13 protein-coding genes are annotated in these 16,667 nt (G+C 55.1%); 7 read left to right on the top strand and 6 right to left on the bottom strand.

Translation table 11 applies throughout. The features are described from left to right. Nucleotides 1–85: 85 nt before the first annotated feature. From ACYVHB_RS28755 to rpmH, 3 genes are all read right to left on the bottom strand, one after another. On the bottom strand, nucleotides 86–1,759 hold the full coding sequence (locus ACYVHB_RS28755; RefSeq protein ID WP_461055350.1) for a S41 family peptidase: 1,674 nt from the start codon (nucleotides 1,757–1,759) through the stop codon (nucleotides 86–88). A gap of 77 nt (nucleotides 1,760–1,836) precedes the next feature. Next, a complete protein-coding gene (locus ACYVHB_RS28750; protein ID WP_461055349.1) occupies nucleotides 1,837–2,208 on the bottom strand; it encodes a ribonuclease P protein component in 372 nt (123 codons plus the stop codon). Between the two features lie 94 nt (nucleotides 2,209–2,302). Then, entirely contained in the window at nucleotides 2,303–2,470 is a 168-nt protein-coding gene (gene rpmH / locus ACYVHB_RS28745) for a 50S ribosomal protein L34 (protein ID WP_080241397.1), read from the bottom strand. A 204-nt stretch (nucleotides 2,471–2,674) separates the two neighbouring features. Here rpmH and ACYVHB_RS28740 point away from each other — a divergent pair, with 204 nt between their 5' ends. Together ACYVHB_RS28740 and ACYVHB_RS28735 are read left to right on the top strand one after the other, a co-directional pair. Next, complete coding sequence (locus ACYVHB_RS28740) at nucleotides 2,675–4,189, top strand: M61 family metallopeptidase (protein ID WP_461055348.1); 1,515 nt, start codon at nucleotides 2,675–2,677, stop codon at nucleotides 4,187–4,189. A gap of 7 nt (nucleotides 4,190–4,196) precedes the next feature. Further along, the gene (locus ACYVHB_RS28735; protein WP_461055347.1) at nucleotides 4,197–5,300 is read left to right on the top strand and encodes a glycoside hydrolase family 130 protein; all 1,104 of its coding nucleotides are present in this window, start codon (nucleotides 4,197–4,199) and stop codon (nucleotides 5,298–5,300) included. Between the two features lie 22 nt (nucleotides 5,301–5,322). Here the strand turns inward: ACYVHB_RS28735 and ACYVHB_RS28730 are convergent, their stop codons facing one another. Beyond that, nucleotides 5,323–6,249, bottom strand: coding sequence for a DUF389 domain-containing protein (locus ACYVHB_RS28730; RefSeq protein ID WP_461055346.1), 927 nt, complete (start codon nucleotides 6,247–6,249; stop codon nucleotides 5,323–5,325). 129 nt (nucleotides 6,250–6,378) lie between these two features. On the opposite strand from ACYVHB_RS28730, the gene ACYVHB_RS28725 reads away from it, so the two are divergent. Further along, nucleotides 6,379–7,893, top strand: a complete 1,515-nt coding sequence (locus tag ACYVHB_RS28725) for an amidase (protein WP_461055345.1) — start codon at nucleotides 6,379–6,381, stop codon at nucleotides 7,891–7,893. Nucleotides 7,894–7,928: 35 nt separating this feature from the next. Here ACYVHB_RS28725 and ACYVHB_RS28720 read toward each other — a convergent pair whose 3' ends face one another. Then, nucleotides 7,929–8,267, bottom strand: a complete 339-nt coding sequence (locus ACYVHB_RS28720) for a hypothetical protein (protein ID WP_461055344.1) — start codon at nucleotides 8,265–8,267, stop codon at nucleotides 7,929–7,931. A gap of 218 nt (nucleotides 8,268–8,485) precedes the next feature. After that, the gene (locus ACYVHB_RS28715; RefSeq protein ID WP_461055343.1) at nucleotides 8,486–9,370 is read right to left on the bottom strand and encodes a cupin domain-containing protein; all 885 of its coding nucleotides are present in this window, start codon (nucleotides 9,368–9,370) and stop codon (nucleotides 8,486–8,488) included. Between the two features lie 235 nt (nucleotides 9,371–9,605). On the opposite strand from ACYVHB_RS28715, the gene manD reads away from it, so the two are divergent. The 4 genes from manD (at nucleotide 9,606) to ACYVHB_RS28695 (ending at nucleotide 16,600) form a co-directional block, all read left to right on the top strand. Beyond that, a complete protein-coding gene (gene manD, locus ACYVHB_RS28710; RefSeq protein ID WP_461055342.1) occupies nucleotides 9,606–10,817 on the top strand; it encodes a D-mannonate dehydratase ManD in 1,212 nt (403 codons plus the stop codon). Beyond that, nucleotides 10,817–11,605 (top strand): SDR family NAD(P)-dependent oxidoreductase, encoded by a 789-nt coding sequence (locus ACYVHB_RS28705; protein WP_461055341.1) that lies wholly within the window; start codon nucleotides 10,817–10,819, stop codon nucleotides 11,603–11,605. The genes manD and ACYVHB_RS28705 overlap by 1 nt, the downstream gene beginning before the upstream one ends. Beyond that, a complete protein-coding gene (locus ACYVHB_RS28700; protein WP_461055340.1) occupies nucleotides 11,595–12,935 on the top strand; it encodes a sugar porter family MFS transporter in 1,341 nt (446 codons plus the stop codon). The genes ACYVHB_RS28705 and ACYVHB_RS28700 overlap by 11 nt, the downstream gene beginning before the upstream one ends. A 392-nt stretch (nucleotides 12,936–13,327) precedes the next feature. Further along, entirely contained in the window at nucleotides 13,328–16,600 is a 3,273-nt protein-coding gene (locus ACYVHB_RS28695) for a SusC/RagA family TonB-linked outer membrane protein (RefSeq protein ID WP_461055339.1), read from the top strand. Nucleotides 16,601–16,667: the final 67 nt, after the last annotated feature.

The raw sequence follows: 16,667 nt of genomic DNA, 5'->3' as shown, positions 1-16,667 counted from the left end.
ATGAATAATGAGCAATGGATACTATACGATGTGCCTTGATGAGCCTACATTGTACAGTATCCATTGCTCATTATTCATTCTTTGTTCATTTGCCTTTCAAAATCGAAGAATACCGGCCCATGTCGTTGAAGAGGGCGAGGGCAGCTTTCAGGTCGGGGTCGGTGGCGAAGGAAGCTTCTTTCAGGCCCTTTTGCAAATAATAATGACCCGCAATTTCCTGTTCCAGCAGCGACTTAACCTCCCCCTTGAACGTGTTCATGTCGGCGTCTTTGCTGTGCGACACTTTCGTTTTCAGCGCTTTCAACTGATCCTGAATCAAATCAAAGTATTTCTCTTTCTTGGCCGACGCTTCGAGGGTGCCGAGGTCTTTTTCAACCTGCGTTGTGTAATCGTATTCCTTGTCGTTCGACCACTTCACAAACTCGGCGTATTCAGAGTCGGTCAGGCGAAATTCGCGGGCAGGTTTGATGCTGGGGTGCTCGTGGCGGTATTTCACGGCGTAGTCGAAAATCAACCCTTTATTAGTCAGGCTGAGCGCGATGGGCGTGGGCGTGGGCGCTTCCAACACAATGTCGGGCAATACGCCACCGCCGTCGTACACCACACGTCCAGCTTTGGTTTTGAACGCAGTTTTGAGCGAGTCCGCAATTTTGCCAACGCTGCCGTCGGGGTTGCGGTGGCTGTAGTCGATGGCTTGAATACACCGCCCGCTGGGAATGTAGTACTTGGCGGTGGTGATTTTTAGCTTGGTATTGAACGACAATTCGCGGGTGGTCTGCACTAATCCTTTGCCGTACGTGCGCTGCCCAATTAGCACGCCCCGGTCGTAGTCCTGAATCACCCCCGACACGATTTCGGCCGCCGATGCGCTGTGGCTGTTGGTGAGCACGATAATAGGCATTTCGAGGTCCAGCGGTGGGTTCAGGGCCGTGTAAGTCTTGTTCCACTCGGTCACTTTGCCCTTGGTCGTCACCACTTCCGAATCCTTTGGGATAAATGTATTGCAGATGTCGATGGCCATATTAAGCAGCCCACCGGGGTTCTCGCGAACGTCGAGCACGAGTTTCTTCATGCCCTTCCCTTTCAACTCCTGGAATGCCGTGCGAACCTCGCGCGAGGCCGTGCCGGTGAAATCTTTGAGGTCGATGTAACCAACTTCGTCGGAGATCATGCCGTAATACGGCACGTTGGTCATTTTCACCACGTCGCGCACCACACTCAGGTCAACGGGGTCCTTCTGGCCATAGCGCCGAACCGTCAGTTTTACGGCCGTGTTGTTCTGACCCTTTAGCAGCTTACCCGTGTCAAATGAAGCGCCGTCGCGGTCTTTGCGGGCTTTTAGGTCGACGCCATCTATTTTCAGAATTTCGTCGCCAATGCGCAAACCCGACTTTTCGGCGGGCGTACCTTCATAAATCATCAGTACAATGCTCTTGGCTTGACGCTGCCCAATGAGCGCCCCAATGCCGTTGTAGCGGCCGGTGGTCATGGTCATGTAATCCTCAATCTCGTCTTCGGCGAAGAAGTTCGTGTACGGATCAAGGGCTTTCAGCATCCCGTCGATGCTGGTTTTGACCATGCGGTTCGGGTTTACCTCATCGACGTAATACAGGTTCAATTCCTTGAACAGCGACGCGTAGATGTCGAGGTTGCGGGCGATCTCGAAGAAGCGGTCGTCGTTTTTGAACGAGAAAAAACCGATGCCGCCCGCCACGAGGACCGACGAAGCAAAGAGCGTAAGGCGTTTTGGGAAGCGCATGGGCAAGTAACGTAATGCCGAATCTCCAGATTCGGCTGTAACAGCGATTCTCTACGGCCGAGTCTGGAGATTCGGCATTACAGTTTCTTTAACGCTAATTTCATGCCTTTTTCTATCTCGTCAAAAGAAATAATCTGTTTAGCGGTATATAAAAAAGCGATGTAAGCCGGTAGAGGATTTTCTCGGTCAATTAATGGCTTGTTAAGCCGGTACGCTTCGCGGACGCGCCGACGAACGAGGTTACGGTCGACGGCGCGTTTAAACAGGCGTTTCGGTACGGTGATGACGATAGCCGGTAAGTTTTCAGGTAAATTCGGGTCTTGGGGCATGTAGAGCACCCGAAACGGAAAAAGGTAGAACGTCTGAACCGACGCACTACCTTTTTTGAAAAGCTCACCCAGAATCTTCTTACTGCAAAGCCGTTCCGATTTGGTGAAGGTTTGCGGCATCGAAGTCGGTGAGTTGATAAGTCAGTGAGTTGGTCAGTAGCTGACGCAGGTTTTACTGACCAACTCACTGACTTATCAACTCACCGACTATCTTTTACAGTTTAAACCGTTCGCCTTTTTTCTCGTCCGAGACGGTCAGTTTGTGACGGCCTTTGGCGCGACGGCGAGCCAAAACCTGGCGGCCGTTGGCGGTGGACATCCGCTCGCGGAAGCCGTGCTTATTTTTCCGCTTCCGGTTCGATGGTTGATACGTTCTTTTCATGACTATATATGTGCTAAAATCCTTGTTTTCAAATGAGTCCGCAAAGATAGGGGAATCAGCTCAGTTTGCCAAGCTCCATTGTAAGAATTGAACCGTCCTGGAGGACGAGGCCCGGTACTAATTGAGTGTGGCAACCAAACGATACCCGTTCGTCTTTGTTACTTTCGTACTGACGCTCTGATGCTCGCTCCGATACCGAAACCTATGCACTACCGCCTGTCTGCCGACCGGAATGCCGGACCACGGGATGCCGCTCATTATATTGCCGTTGAAGCCCGGCTGACCGATGTCGACACACCAACGGTCGAGTTGCAATTGCCCGCCTGGCGACCGGGTCGTTATGAATTGCAGCACTTCGCCAAAAATATCCAGCGGTTTGCCGTTGTCGATGGGGTAGGGCGGCCGCTGTCGTTTCGCAAACTCACCAAAGACCGGTGGCTGGTGGAAACAGATGGTGCATCGGAACTGACCATTCTCTATAACTATTACGCGCTACTGCCGACGCCCAACCAGCTCAACGCGGGCAGCAGTTTTGTGAGTGATACGTTACTGTACTTGAACCCGGTGAATTTATGTCTATACGCCGAAGGCCGTATCAACGAACCCTGTACCCTCGAACTGGCCATTCCGGACGGTTGGATGGTGGCCTGCGGATTGGCGCAGACTGGTCCTAAAACGTGGCAGGCGGCTGACTTTTATGAATTAGTGGACTGTCCGGTGATGGCTGCGCCCGCTATGCAGCACGTTCAGTACGAGATTCGCGAAACCTTATTTCACGTCTGGATTCAGGGAGGGCGACGCACTGACGGTGATCCAACCTTCGACGCTGAGCGGCTGGTGCATGATTTCAGCCGTTTCTCCCAAAAACAGCTTGATCTGTACGGTGACTTCCCCGAACGCGACTATCATTTTTTAACCCTGATTCTGCCGGTGGCGTATTATCACGGCGTTGAGCACCGCAACTCAACGGTACTCGTGCTGGGACCCAACGACGAGGGCGAAGGGTTATATCAGGATCTGCTGGGTGTGTCGTCGCACGAATTGTTTCATGCCTGGAACATCATGCGCATTCGGCCGGTTGAACTGCTGCCGTACGATTTTACGAAAGAAACCTATTTCTCGACCTGTTTCGTGGCGGAGGGCGTGACGACGTACTACGGTGATTTGATCCTTCGTCAGGCGGGCGTATTCGATGAGGCTGCGTATCTGAAAGAACTACAGGTATTGTTCAAACGGCATTTTGAGAACAACGGTCAGGCGGTTCAGTCGCTGGTTGAGTCGTCGTGGGATTTGTGGCTCGACGGCTACGAGAAAGGCGTTCCCGACCGTAAGGTGTCGGTTTATCACAAAGGCGCGGTTGTTGCGCTGATCCTGGACCTCCACATCCGCCGACTGACGAATCACGCCCGCTCATTAGACGACGTCATGCGCACGATGTGGAAGCGTTTCGGCAAACCGTTCATCGGCTATTCACTCGACGACTACCGCGCCGTAACCGAAGCCGTGGCGGGCGAATCGCTGGAGTGGTACTACGATCTGTGCATTTTTGGCAACCAACCCCTCGAATCGCTATTGAATGAGTACCTCGCCTGGATTAGTTTGCAAATTGCTTACGACGAACCAACGGCTGACTTGCCCGGCGGCATTCGGCTCCTGGAACTGGACGATTTAGCGGGTCAGCAGCAGCGGGCGCGGTGGTTTGGCAGTTCACCTCAATAACCCCACCATGAAACAACCTATTTTGCTAATTCTATTCTGGTTTGGTACTCTGCTTCTGCCCGCTTTCGCGCAGCCTACGCCCCAAAAACCGTGGATGCTGGGTCCGTTTGTGAAGCAGAACGCCATCAATCCTATTCTATCAGCCAACGCCCGCACCACGTTCGACTGCCCGGTACGCAGGAAAACGGTTCGGTGGGAAGAGAAGGACGTGTATAACCCAACGGCGGTGGTGCGCAACAACAAAGTGTACCTGCTATATCGGGCGGAGGATACCGTCCGGCGCGTGGGTGGCACGTCGCGGCTGGGGCTGGCTATTAGTTCGGACGGGCTGTACTTCAACCGAATGCCGCAGCCCGTGTTTTATCCGAACAACGACGCCATGAAAACCTACGAGTGGGAGGGCGGCTGCGAAGACCCGCGCGTGGTAGAAAGTCCCAATGGCGTGTATGTGATGACCTACACGGCCTACGATGGCAAGTTGGCGCGGCTGTGCGTGGCCACCTCGCGGAATCTGACAGACTGGCAAAAACAAGGACTGGCGTTCGGTGATTTTGCCAACGGCAAATACAAAAACGCCTGGTCGAAGTCGGGCGCTATTGTTTGTAAGCGGGTTGGTGACCGGATGGTGGCCCAGCGCATCAACGGCACCTACTGGATGTACTGGGGCGATAAACCCGACCTGCGGCTGGCCATTTCGACCGACCTGCTGCACTGGACGCCTTTAGAAGATGAACAGGGAAAACCGATTCCAGCCGCCGGGTCGCGCCGGGGTACGCACGATGTGCGGCTGATCGAACCCGGCCCGTATGCGCTGCTGACACCCGCTGGTATTTTGCTGGTTTATAACGGTATGAATAATACCGGAACCGGTGATCCGAACCTGCCCAATGGCGCCTATACCGGTGGGCAACTGCTGTTCGACGCCAACAACCCGGCCCGCCTGATTGACCGCTCCGACACCTACTTCATCCGCCCCGACCAGCCGTACGAAACGGTGGGGCAGGTCAATCAGGTCGTATTTCTGGAGGGTATGGTGCCGTTTCGGGGACGGTGGTTTCTCTACTACGGCACGGCCGATTCCAAGATCGGTGTGGCAACGGCGAAGCAGTAAAACAACGGATGCCCGCCCCTATCTACACAATCGGTTTTCGTTTGTGAATCAATGACTGTTTGGCGGCAAATACGACGAAACAGGATAGGAAAACAAAGACGACATCCAGTCCAAACCGCTCGGCTCCTTCAAGAGCCAGGTCCCACCGCCGGCAAACGACCGATACGCCAATCATGGTGGCCGACTGAATGATGACCATGGCGATGAGTGCCCCAGCAATGATGCTGCGCCGGTAGGCGGCAATGATGATGGCTCCGGCCAGCGTTCCGCAAAACGATACCGTAATTTCTTTGGCCGTTGGGTGCGACAGCGACTCTACTTCGGGATTTATGACAAATTCCTGTTCGCTGGTGACGCCCAGCCAGCGTAACAGCACAAACGTCAGTGCTGCGGCCAGAATCAGAACGCCGTAGCCAATCAGGGCGGACCGCATACCCCGCCAAACCGTGTGTGCATTGCGCACGACCAAACCCAGCGGAACGGCCGCCAACGGCTCAAAACCCGGTGCGATAACGGATGCCGCCACAAAGGCCACCGCCTGCGGTCCGGGGTCCGACACTAAACCAACCGTAGCGATGGCTCCACCAATGGCCATCAGTAGCATGTAATTAACCGTCACGTGAGCCTGTTGGCGCATACCCGTTTCGATCTCTTCCCAAATAGCTTCGTCAATGTCCGTTTCAATGAGCATGTCGTACTGCTGATCAATCAGGCTGGCCTGTTCGGATGTAGCAATGGAATAATTTGTTCCCCGGCATGTATCGGCTACCTGGCGTAGTACGTCGTCGATGCCTTTGTTGAGCGCGTTGATAACCAGAATATCGCCCAGGGGTTTGATCGACCCACCCCGCTGTACGGACAGACCAATCACGTCGTCTAAAGGTTCAAGTTGGCTGATAAGCTGGTCGGTACGGTCACTGGGAGTGGCTACCTGAACGGAACGCTGCATGTGTTTCGGGATGATCTGTACAGCAACTAACCGCGTACGGGTACGGCGGTTTAGAAAAGTTACCGGACGCACCGACAAACACGGGCTTTTGCGTAGCTTTCGGAGTCGCTTCCTATACGCCCTGCTTTCATGCAAACCGCTTCAACTGCTGCCTTTTCGTTTGATGAGTACGTAAAACACGATGCTACGGCCCTTGCCCAACTGGTCGAAACGGGGCAGGTGTCACCCGCCGAACTTCTCGAAACGGCCATTGCCCGCGCCGAAGCGATCAACCCGCAGCTCAACGCTATTGTAACGCCCCTGTATGATAAAGGCCGCGAAATGGCCGCAACCCTATCCGACAAGGGTCCGTTCAGGGGTGTGCCGTTTCTGCTGAAGGATTTGGAACTGGAGTGGGCGGGAACGCCCATGAAGTTTGGGTGCCGGGGCTATGCTAACTACGTCTCCCAAACCGACAGCGAAGTAATCGTACGCCTGAAAGCGGCCGGACTGGTATTTTTTGGGAAAACCAACACGCCTGAATTTGGTCTCACGCCCTACACTGAATCCAAACTCTACGGCCCGGCCCGCAATCCCTGGAAACTCTCGCACTCGCCCGGTGGCAGCAGTGGCGGATCGGCGGTGGCGGTGGCTGCGGGTATCGTTCCAATGGCTACGGCCTCCGACGGGGGCGGTTCCATCCGCATTCCGGCGTCTTGCTGCGGGCTGTTTGGACTGAAGCCGTCGCGGGGGCGCGTTACCCTCGGTCCCCGTTACGGCGAACTCTGGAACGGTGCCGTTATTGGCCATGCCGTGACCCGCACGGTTCGTGACAGCGCCCGGCTGCTCGACGCTATTGCCGGTCCGCTGGCAGGCGACCCGTACCTGATTGCCTCACCCGAACGGCCTTTTGCCGAGGAGGTAGAGCGTGGTCCGGGCAAACTCCGCATTGCCTTCTCAACGGCTTCGCTGATGCCCTCGCAAACGACTGATCCCGAATGCGTGACGGCGGTTCGGGAAGCGGCCCACCTGCTCGAACGGCTCGGTCATACGGTTGAGGAGGTGCCGCTGCCGTATGAAAAGACACTGGTTACCGAAGCGTTTTTTCTGTCCGTGCTGAGCGAGACGGCCGTCACGCTGCGTGTGTTGAGCGCCCACCTCGGACGCCCCGCCCGGCCGGGCGATGTTGAACTGAACACGTGGCTACAGGCCCGACTGGCCGACGGCTTCTCGGCGGCTGACTTAGCCTATCAGAAAGGACGCTGGAACACCCTGAACCGGAGCATGGGTCAGTTGCACGAAACCTATGATTTGTTTCTGACGCCCACGCTGCCACGCCCGCCCATTGCCATTGGTACCTTTCAGAACAAGGCGTCGGAAGAGCGGCTGCTGAAATTAGTCGATGCCGTTGGCGGGCTGAAATACCTTAGCCATAGCAAGACGGTTGACGAACTCGCCGAGCGATCACTGGGCTATATCTCGTACACTGTTATTACCAACATGACCGGTCAGCCATCCATGTCGGTGCCGTTGCACTGGTCGGGCGATGGACTTCCCATTGGTGTGATGTTCGCGGCTAAATTAGGCGACGAAGCAACGCTGATTCGCTTAGCGGGTCAGTTGGAACAGGCCAGTCCGTGGTTTAGCAAACGGGCGAAGTGGTAGGAGTAAATGCAGAAAACAACTGGATTGGTGACCAATCAGGATACGCGCAGGGCGTGTAACTTTTCTTTAACGCATTTCAGTTCTGCCACCAGTATCGCTTCGTAAGCGTTGCTCAGTTCGTAGAACTCCTGATCGGATTCCGCGTTGGCCATTGACTCCCTAAAATACTCATCGACCTGATTACATCCGAAGTTTTTCAGGTTATCGGCCAACTGCCGACGCAGATCGCTGATTTCGGCCCCAATTGCCTGGCAATCGTGGGGAGACATACGTTGTAGTTGCTGAGTGAGCATCTCAATGAGCGTGGTGTAATGAGTGATTACTTCCCTACCAGACGTGAAGATAAGCTTCCCATTCTGTCGCAAATATGACATAGTGAGTGGCAATTAATGTTAATAAATAGTTTTAGATTAACATACAAGTTGTCCTCTGTCTGTAAGCAAATATTGTTCCTGAATTGAATAGTGATAAAATAAATAGCGATATATCTATTTTTTACATACGGTATGTGCAGGCTATCTAAATGAATATCCTTGACTTTCAGAACATTAAAACCTTAAGCTACCCAGGTCGGACGGTTTTGGCTAACTACTCACGTTCTTATTAATTTCTCCTCGTGTTCCCGTCGGTACTGCAACGGCGACCGCCCCGTGATAGCCTGGAACTGCCGGTAAAAATTGGAGACGTTGTTGAAGCCACATTCGTAGGCGATATCAGTAATGGTATGGGGTGTTTCGATCAGCAGTTTATGCGCGTAACCCACGCGTAGCTCGTTGACAAAGCCGATAACCGTCTTGTTGGTGCGGCTTTTGAAGTAGCGGCAAAAGGAAGTGGGGGCCATGTTGGCACGGGCTGCAATGTCTTCCAGCCGGACCGGGTTCCGAAAATCGCGCATCAGGTAATCCAGCACTTTGTTGATGCGCAACATGTCATCGGCCTGCGTAGACGGGCTGTAGCCAACGCTCGACAGTAGGGTGAACTCCCGGCTTTGCGCCAGATCATGCAGGATGTCAATGAAGGTAAGGAAACGTTTTACTCCCTGCTGTGTGTGCGCCCGGAAGATTTTGTCGGCTATTCCCTGCCGCGTTTTGCCGTGAAAGACGATGCCGCGCTCTGCCCGCTGGAGCAGTGCCTGAACCGGATGCATTTCGGGAACCTGAAAAAAAGCGGGACCAAAGCAGTCTTCCCGAAACAGAATTACCCGCGCCTTCGCCCGCAGGCTGGTACTGTCCTCGTAATGCCGGGTGCTGTTTTTCCAAACGTGTGATAAGTTAGCGCCGACCATCACCAGATCGCCCGGTTCGAACCGCTCCACACTGTCGCCCACGAACCGGGTGCCCTCGCCCTGCACCACCAGCATGATCTCGATCTCTGGATGCACATGCCAGGGAACAACGAAATAGGGCCGGTCAACTTTCAACACGTTGTACGACTGGTTTTCCGCTACGTGAATCCGCTGAAATAAAGGTTCGTGCATAGTGAATCTGGTATATTAATACGTAAGCTGCAAGACACGGCTGATTGTTGGTAAAATAGTATATTATTCTGAAAGAATAGTAAACGCACTTATCTACCGATGAGGCCTACTTTTGATTAGTTAATTATTATTTATTATAGAAATAAGTCTATCCACGTTTTGAGGTCACTCTAATTGACTAAAGCGGCCTGTGGTCAATGGCTGATTTCGTTTGCTCATCCTTTTTCCGAACCCTGTGATTATTAAAAGCGCCAAAGTCGTCGTTTGCTCACCGGGACGAAATTTCGTTACCGTCGTCGTTCATACCAATGAGGGGATTTACGGGATTGGCGACGCCACCCTCAACGGTCGGGAACTGGCAGTGGTGACTTATTTAGAGGAACACCTGCTGCCCTGCCTGATTGGCCGGAGTCCATTCGATACCGAGGCTATCTGGCAGTACGGATACCGGGGGGCGTATTGGCGACGGGGTCCCGTCGGCATGGCGGCCATTGGAGCCATTGATACCGCCCTGTGGGACATCAAAGGCAAAGCGCTCGGTACGCCGGTCTACAACCTGCTGGGTGGCCGGAGCCGGACGAAGATGCTGGCCTACACCCACGCCAATGGCACTACTATTGACGATACGCTCGACAAAATTGGGCAGGAAGTAGAGCGGGGCTACCGGGCGGTTCGGGTGCAGAGTGGGGTTCCGGGTTTGGATCAGGTGTATGGCGTGGCGAAAGGCGCGACCGCCTATGAACCCGCCGTTCGGGGTGACTTGCCCGTTGAAGAACGCTGGGATACGGCGAAATACCTGAACGTTGTGCCGAAGCTGTTCGACCGAGTGCGGACCCAGTTTGGCGACGACCTCCACCTGCTCCACGACAGCCACCACCGGCTGACGCCCGTGGAAGCGGCCCGGCTGGGTAAGGAACTGGAGCCGTTTCATCTGTTCTGGCTGGAAGATACCGTGCCGGGCGAACTTCAGGAAGGGTTCCGCACCATCCGGCAGCACACCACGACGCCCTTAGCCGTGGGCGAAGTCTTTAACTCAATTTACGATTGCACCACGCTGCTCACCGAGCAATTGATTGATTACCTGCGCATGACCGTTTCGCACGGGGGTGGCCTGACGCCGTTGCTCAAGATTGCGGCCTTAGCTGATGTGTACCACGTTAAAACGGGTTGCCACGGAGCGACCGATATGTCACCGGTGTGTTTGGCGGCCGCGCTGCACTTAGGTACGGCGATTTCTAATTTCGGTATTCAGGAGAACATGCGGCATAATGACCTGACCGACGAGGTGTTTCCGCACGAGTATTACTTCGACGATGGCTATTTGCACGTTACCGACCGACCGGGTTTGGGCGTTGATTTCAACGAAGAGTTAGCGGCCAAATACCCCTACCAACGGGCTTACTTACCGGTCAATCGACTCACGGACGGCACTTTATCCAACTGGTAATGAGCACTACGAGCCCGAAAGTCGCCCTCATTACGGGAGGAGCTAAAGGCATTGGCCGGGCCACGGCGGAGATTTTCGTCCGGGAAGGCGACAAGGTCATTCTGGTGGATACCGATGAGGAAGCGGGCAATGAACTACAGGAACGGCTGAACCGCGACGCGCTTTTCCTGAAGGCCGACGTGTCGAACGCCCTGGCCGTTCAGCGGGCGGTTGAAACCGGCGCGGCCCACTTCGGCGGTCTGGATTACTTGGTCAACAACGCCGGTATTATTCAGTACGCCACCGCCACGACCTGTGTCGAAGACGACTGGGACCGGGTGATGAACACTAACCTCAAATCGGCGTTTCTGTGCGCCAAATACGCCATTCCGTTCATGCAGCAGCGGGGCGGGGGCGTCATTATCAACGTAGCCAGTGCTCAGTCGTTCATCAGTTCGGCCAATATGGTGCATTACACCACGGCCAAAACGGCGCTACTGGGGCTGACACGCAGCTTAGCCATCGACTACGCCCCGCACATCCGCACGGTCGCGGTGTGTCCCGGCACGGTGGACACGCCCATGGCCCGCAACGCCTGGGCTACCGCCGACGACCCGGAGGGGGTGCATCAGGAAAGCATCGACATGCACGTACTCCAGCGAATTGGCAAACCCCAGGAAGTGGGCGAACTGATTGTATTTCTGTGCAGCGACAAAGCCGCCTTCATCACCGGCCAGGCAATTCGCATCGACGGGGGATTAGGCATCGCGGTGCCAGGCAGCGTAAACCAAACGAGTCATGAAAGCTAACGCCCTGTTCATCAGCTTAGTGGCGGCCTGTGGCGGTTTGCTGTTCGGTTTCGATACGGCCGTCATTGCGGGTGTAACGCCGTTTATTCAGCCCGTTTTTGGCTTGGATGCACTGGGTTTGGGCTGGGCCGTCAGCAGCGTCTTAGTGGGTTGCGTCGTCGGAACGCAGTTGGCCGGGCGACCCAGTGACGCCATTGGCCGCAAGAAAACGTTGTTAGTCACGGCCCTGTTTTTTCTGATTGGTGCGGTCGGGAGTGCGCTGGCGACCACGTTCACGGGCTTCATCCTGTACCGGATTTTGGGTGGAATCGCCGTGGGAGCCGCGTCGGCCCTGTCGCCGGTGTACATTGCCGAGATGGCCCCGCCCGCCTACCGGGGCCGGTTGGTGTCGGTCAATCAGTTAGCGCTGGTGGTTGGAATTCTGCTGGCGTTCTTCTCCAATTACCAGTTGGTTGGCACCGGCGCAAACGACTGGCGGTGGATGCTGGGCGTAGGTGCGGTACCCGCTTCACTGTTCTTTTTTTGCCTGTTGTTCGTGCCCGAAAGCCCCCGCTGGCTACTGCTGAAAGGTCGCCGAGCAGAGGCTCTCACCACGCTGAGCCGGGTACTTTCCCTACGCGAAGCCGAACGTGAGTTAGACCAGATTGAGCAGTCGCTGGACCAAACGCAGGCGGGCGGATTTGGCGAATTGGTCAAAACCCGGTACCGGCGGTTGCTGCTGGTGGGCATTGTGCTGGCGGTGCTGCAACAGGCCACGGGCATCAATGCCATTCTGTATTACGCCCCCATCATTTTCGAAAAAGCCGGGGCTGGTACGGACACCGCACTGTTACAAACTATCGCCGTTGGCCTGATCAATCTAATTTTCACGTTGGTGGCCATGTTCACCATCGACCGCATTGGCCGTCGGCCGCTGCTGCGGGCGGGGGCGTTGAGCATGGCGGTTTTTCTGCTGCTATTGTCGGGCCTGTTCTTCGCGGACCGGCTGGAGGGCTACGGCGTCGTGCTGTTCATCCTGGGATTTATCGCGTCGTTCGCCGTCTCGCTGGGACCCGCTACCTGGGTATTAATCTCGGAGATTTACCCCAATCAGGTACGGGGACAGGCGGTTTCCGTGGCTACGCTGGCGCTGTGGGTGGCCAACTTCGGCGTTTCGTACACGTTTCCGGTTCTGCTGGCGCGGTGGGAAGGCGGCTACACGTTCCTGTTCTACGCCCTGATTAACGGGTTGGGATTCCTGTTTATCACCGCCTTCGTGCCCGAAACTAAAGGGAAGTCGCTAGAAGAATTAGAGATTCTGCTGACGACCCGCCATCAGGTAGCCCACTAACTACTCAATTGTACGCTGTTATGAACTGACCGGGAAAGAGCGATTTTGATTCAAGCCTGTGAAGAAGAATCGAAAACAATAGGGCATATCGTTTCAATCAATTACCACTGTTAATGCTCCTGGACTTATCCGCTCAATAATTAGCAGAACAACCCGGTTGAAACCTTTCAATCTTATTATAAAGACACCAGCAAAAAGAGTAAACTCTGCTTAATATCAGATTTTTGTACTATTTATTTTTAACTTGTTATAATAAGTAACCGGAAGTGAGTCGAATGCTTTTTACTTTTAGTTCGTGGTCGCGGCAGGTAATTGGAAAATCATACCAACGCTGTGAATTGACCCGAATAGAATGTCTCAGATGCTTTACCCTTTAAACCAAGTTAATAATCATGAACAGGACAATCTACAAGTTTTGGCAGACCCTTCTGATGGGAACGGGGCTGCTGCTATGGGGTCTCGGTGCTGCGGCCCAGGATAGCCGGGTTACGGGTAAGGTCTCCGGTACGGACGGGCCGGTTCCCGGTGCCAACGTTCTCCTGAAGGGCACCACGACCGGCACGACCACCGACGCGAACGGCGATTTTGTGCTTAACATCAGAGGCACGAACCCGGTGCTTATTATTTCGGCGATTGGCTTTAAAGGACGGGAGATAACCGTTGGTCGGCAGTCGTCCATCGTGGTCCGGCTCGAAGACGATGCTACCGCGCTGAACGAAGTCATCGTTACGGGTTACACCACCGACAGCCGCAAAGACAACACGGGGGCCGTATCGACGGTGAAAACCCGCGACATCACCATAACGCCCACGGGCAACGTGGAGCAGGTGTTTCAGGGTCGCGTGTCGGGGGTAACAGTGATTTCGAGCGGGCAGCCCGGCACCAACAGCATTGTCCGGATTCGGGGCTTTGGCTCGTTCGGTAACAATCAACCGCTCTACGTTGTAGATGGGATTCCCGTCAGCGACCAGTTCAACGGGATCAACTTTCTCAGCCCCGACGACATTGAATCGACAACCGTGCTGAAAGATGCGGCTACTGCATCCATCTACGGGGCACGGGCTGCCGGTGGTGTGGTGGTAATTACAACGAAGCGGGGCGTCAAGAAGGCCAATAAACTAACCGTCACCTACGACGGTCTGTTTGGCATAACGACGCCGGGGCAGGGACAAACGATGCTCAATCCCCAGCAGCAGGCCGACTGGACCTGGCAGTCGCGACGGAACGACATTTTTCAGGCTGGCGGCACCATTGGTCCCGACAGTTTCACGGGTTTGGGCGGTGGTCAGTACGGGGCGGGCCAAACACCCGTGTTGCCGGACTACCTCAACGTCGGCGGCACACCGGGCGTCGTGGGCACCGTTGACCTGAATGCCGCCCGCGCGTTATATAACATCAACCCGGCGGCTGGCCCCATCTATCAGGTGGTTCGGGCGAACACGGAAGGCAATGGCACCGACTGGTACGGGACCGTTACGCGCAATGCGCCGTTGATTCGGAACACGCTCGGCATTTCGGGAGGGTCCGAACACAGTCGTTACTACGTTGGGTTCAGTGCTCAGAACCAGGCCGGTGTGCTCAAATACAACCAGTTCAATCGCTACACTGTTCGGTTAAACTCAGAATTTGATATTCTGAAAAACCTGCGGCTCGGCGAAAATCTCCAGCTAACCTACCGGCAGCAGCTTGGGCAGATTGGCAACACGAACGGTCAGAGCACTCCGCAGGACGAGAACGTTATTTTGCAAGCGTTTCAGATCAACCCCATCATTCCAGTTTACGACGAATTCGGAGGGTACGCCGGTACGGCCGCCAAAGGATTCAATGGCTCTCAGAATCCGGTAGCAACCCTCGACGGCATCCGCAACAACAAGAGTTTTCTGGCCAGCGCTTTTGGCAATGTGTACGTGGAATATGAACCTATTCCGGGCTTGACCCTGCGCAGCAGCATCGGCGGTCAATACGGCAACTTTTTCTCTAATTTCTACAACCGGGCGACCTACGAAACCGCTCAGAACAACAGTACGTTCAGCTACGGAGAAAATTACGGCTACAACCTGAACTGGACGCTGAGCAACACGGCCAGTTACAAACGTCAGATTGGGTTGCACAGTCTCGACCTGCTGGCCGGGCAGGAGGCCCTCAATACGGGCGCGGGCCGTACTATCTCCGCATCGGGCATCGACCCCTTCTCAACCAATCCGAACTACGTGACACTCAGTTCAGTATCCGGCACGGGGCGGCAACTCGGCAGTACCTACGGGCTGGGCGTTAATTTTTACTCGCTCTTCGGGCGGGTGCAGTACACCTACAATGACAAGTACACGCTGACCGGCGTGGTTCGGCGGGATGGGTCGTCGCGCTTCGGGGCCAACAGCCGGTACGGGGTATTCCCAGCGGTTTCGGCGGGCTGGACCCTCTCGAACGAAGCGTTTCTGAAGAACATCCCGGCTATTTCGTACCTGCGCCTGCACGCGGGTTACGGCACCATGGGCAACTCCAACAACGTCGATCCTAACAACCAGTTTAACCTTTATACCCAAAGCATCAACCGGAGTTACGACATTGCCTCGACCAAGAACAGCGTAGCCCCCGGCTTTGCCCGCAGTCAGATCGGCAATCCCGATGCCCGCTGGGAAACGGCCGTTACGACCGACGTAGGCTTCGATGCGTCGCTGTTCAACGGTAAACTCGACGTGCAGTTCGACATCTGGCGCAAAGACACGCGCGACCTGCTCTTCGAGGTGCCGCTGCCCGCTGTGGTCGGCGACAACGCCAATGCGCCCGCGGTGAACATTGCCAAAATGCGCAACCAGGGGATCGACCTGCAACTGACGAACCGGGGCAGTTTCACCCGCGACCTGCGGTACGAAGTCATTCTGAACGGTAGTTTCCTGACCAACATCGTGCAGGCGCTGGCACCGGGTATTCAGAACTTCCAGCCCGCCAACCTGCGGAACATCAGCCCGGTTCAGATTCAGCCTGGCCTGCCCATTGCGTCGTTCTACGGCTACCGGGTCGATGGTCTGTTCAACAGTAAAGAAGAGGTAACCGCATCGGCCACGCAGGACGGAGCCGCACCGGGCCGCTTCCGGTACGCCGACATCAACGGCGACGGCAAGATCGACGCAGCCGACCGCACCTTCCTGGGCAGTCCAGTGCCCAAATTCACGGGTGGACTGACGTTCATTCTGCGTTACAAAGGGTTCGATGCGAGCGCGTACTTGTACTCGTCATTAGGCGGCAAGATCTACAATTTCTCGAAGTGGTACATTGACTTCTACCCGTCGTTCACGGGTCAGGCCGTCAGTGCGCGGGTGCTGGATTCGTGGACGCCCCAGAACACCAATACCGACCAGCCCATCTTCGAGAATACGTCGAACTTCAGCACCAACACCCAGTCGAACTCATTCTACGTCGAAAATGGCTCTTACCTGCGAATGCAGAACTTCACGCTTGGATACACGCTGCCGACTGCGGTGCTGAACAGCACCCGGCTGCAACGGCTGCGGCTGTTCGTGCAGACCACGAACCTGTTTACGGTCAGCAAATACAAAGGTCTTGATCCGGGAGTGGGCGGTACGGCCGATACCAACTTCGGTATCGACATTGGTAATTACCCGGTTACGCGCGGCTTCAACGTAGGTGTTGGGCTTACGTTCTAAGAAATCATTCTATGGGTCAGATGATACCGATTCAGGTATTGTCGCTTGGCCGTTAACTCATATAGTC

This window comes from Spirosoma arcticum (assembly GCF_054779955.1).
This window is presented reverse-complemented; position numbering and strand designations above follow the sequence as displayed.

Excerpts from the sequence above, each read along its gene's own strand:
- ACYVHB_RS28700 (WP_461055340.1), top strand. The coding sequence starts at position 11,595 with ATGAAAGCTAACGCCCTGTTCATCAGCTTAGTGGCGGCCTGTGGCGGT.
- ACYVHB_RS28705 (WP_461055341.1), top strand. The coding sequence starts at position 10,817 with ATGAGCACTACGAGCCCGAAAGTCGCCCTCATTACGGGAGGAGCTAAA.
- ACYVHB_RS28695 (WP_461055339.1), top strand. The coding sequence starts at position 13,328 with ATGAACAGGACAATCTACAAGTTTTGGCAGACCCTTCTGATGGGAACG.
- ACYVHB_RS28750 (WP_461055349.1), bottom strand. The coding sequence starts at position 2,208 with ATGCCGCAAACCTTCACCAAATCGGAACGGCTTTGCAGTAAGAAGATT.
- ACYVHB_RS28725 (WP_461055345.1), top strand. The coding sequence starts at position 6,379 with ATGCAAACCGCTTCAACTGCTGCCTTTTCGTTTGATGAGTACGTAAAA.
- ACYVHB_RS28715 (WP_461055343.1), bottom strand. The coding sequence starts at position 9,370 with ATGCACGAACCTTTATTTCAGCGGATTCACGTAGCGGAAAACCAGTCG.
- ACYVHB_RS28735 (WP_461055347.1), top strand. The coding sequence starts at position 4,197 with ATGAAACAACCTATTTTGCTAATTCTATTCTGGTTTGGTACTCTGCTT.
- ACYVHB_RS28730 (WP_461055346.1), bottom strand. The coding sequence starts at position 6,249 with ATGCAGCGTTCCGTTCAGGTAGCCACTCCCAGTGACCGTACCGACCAG.
- ACYVHB_RS28740 (WP_461055348.1), top strand. The coding sequence starts at position 2,675 with ATGCACTACCGCCTGTCTGCCGACCGGAATGCCGGACCACGGGATGCC.
- ACYVHB_RS28720 (WP_461055344.1), bottom strand. The coding sequence starts at position 8,267 with ATGTCATATTTGCGACAGAATGGGAAGCTTATCTTCACGTCTGGTAGG.
- rpmH (WP_080241397.1), bottom strand. The coding sequence starts at position 2,470 with ATGAAAAGAACGTATCAACCATCGAACCGGAAGCGGAAAAATAAGCAC.
- ACYVHB_RS28755 (WP_461055350.1), bottom strand. The coding sequence starts at position 1,759 with ATGCGCTTCCCAAAACGCCTTACGCTCTTTGCTTCGTCGGTCCTCGTG.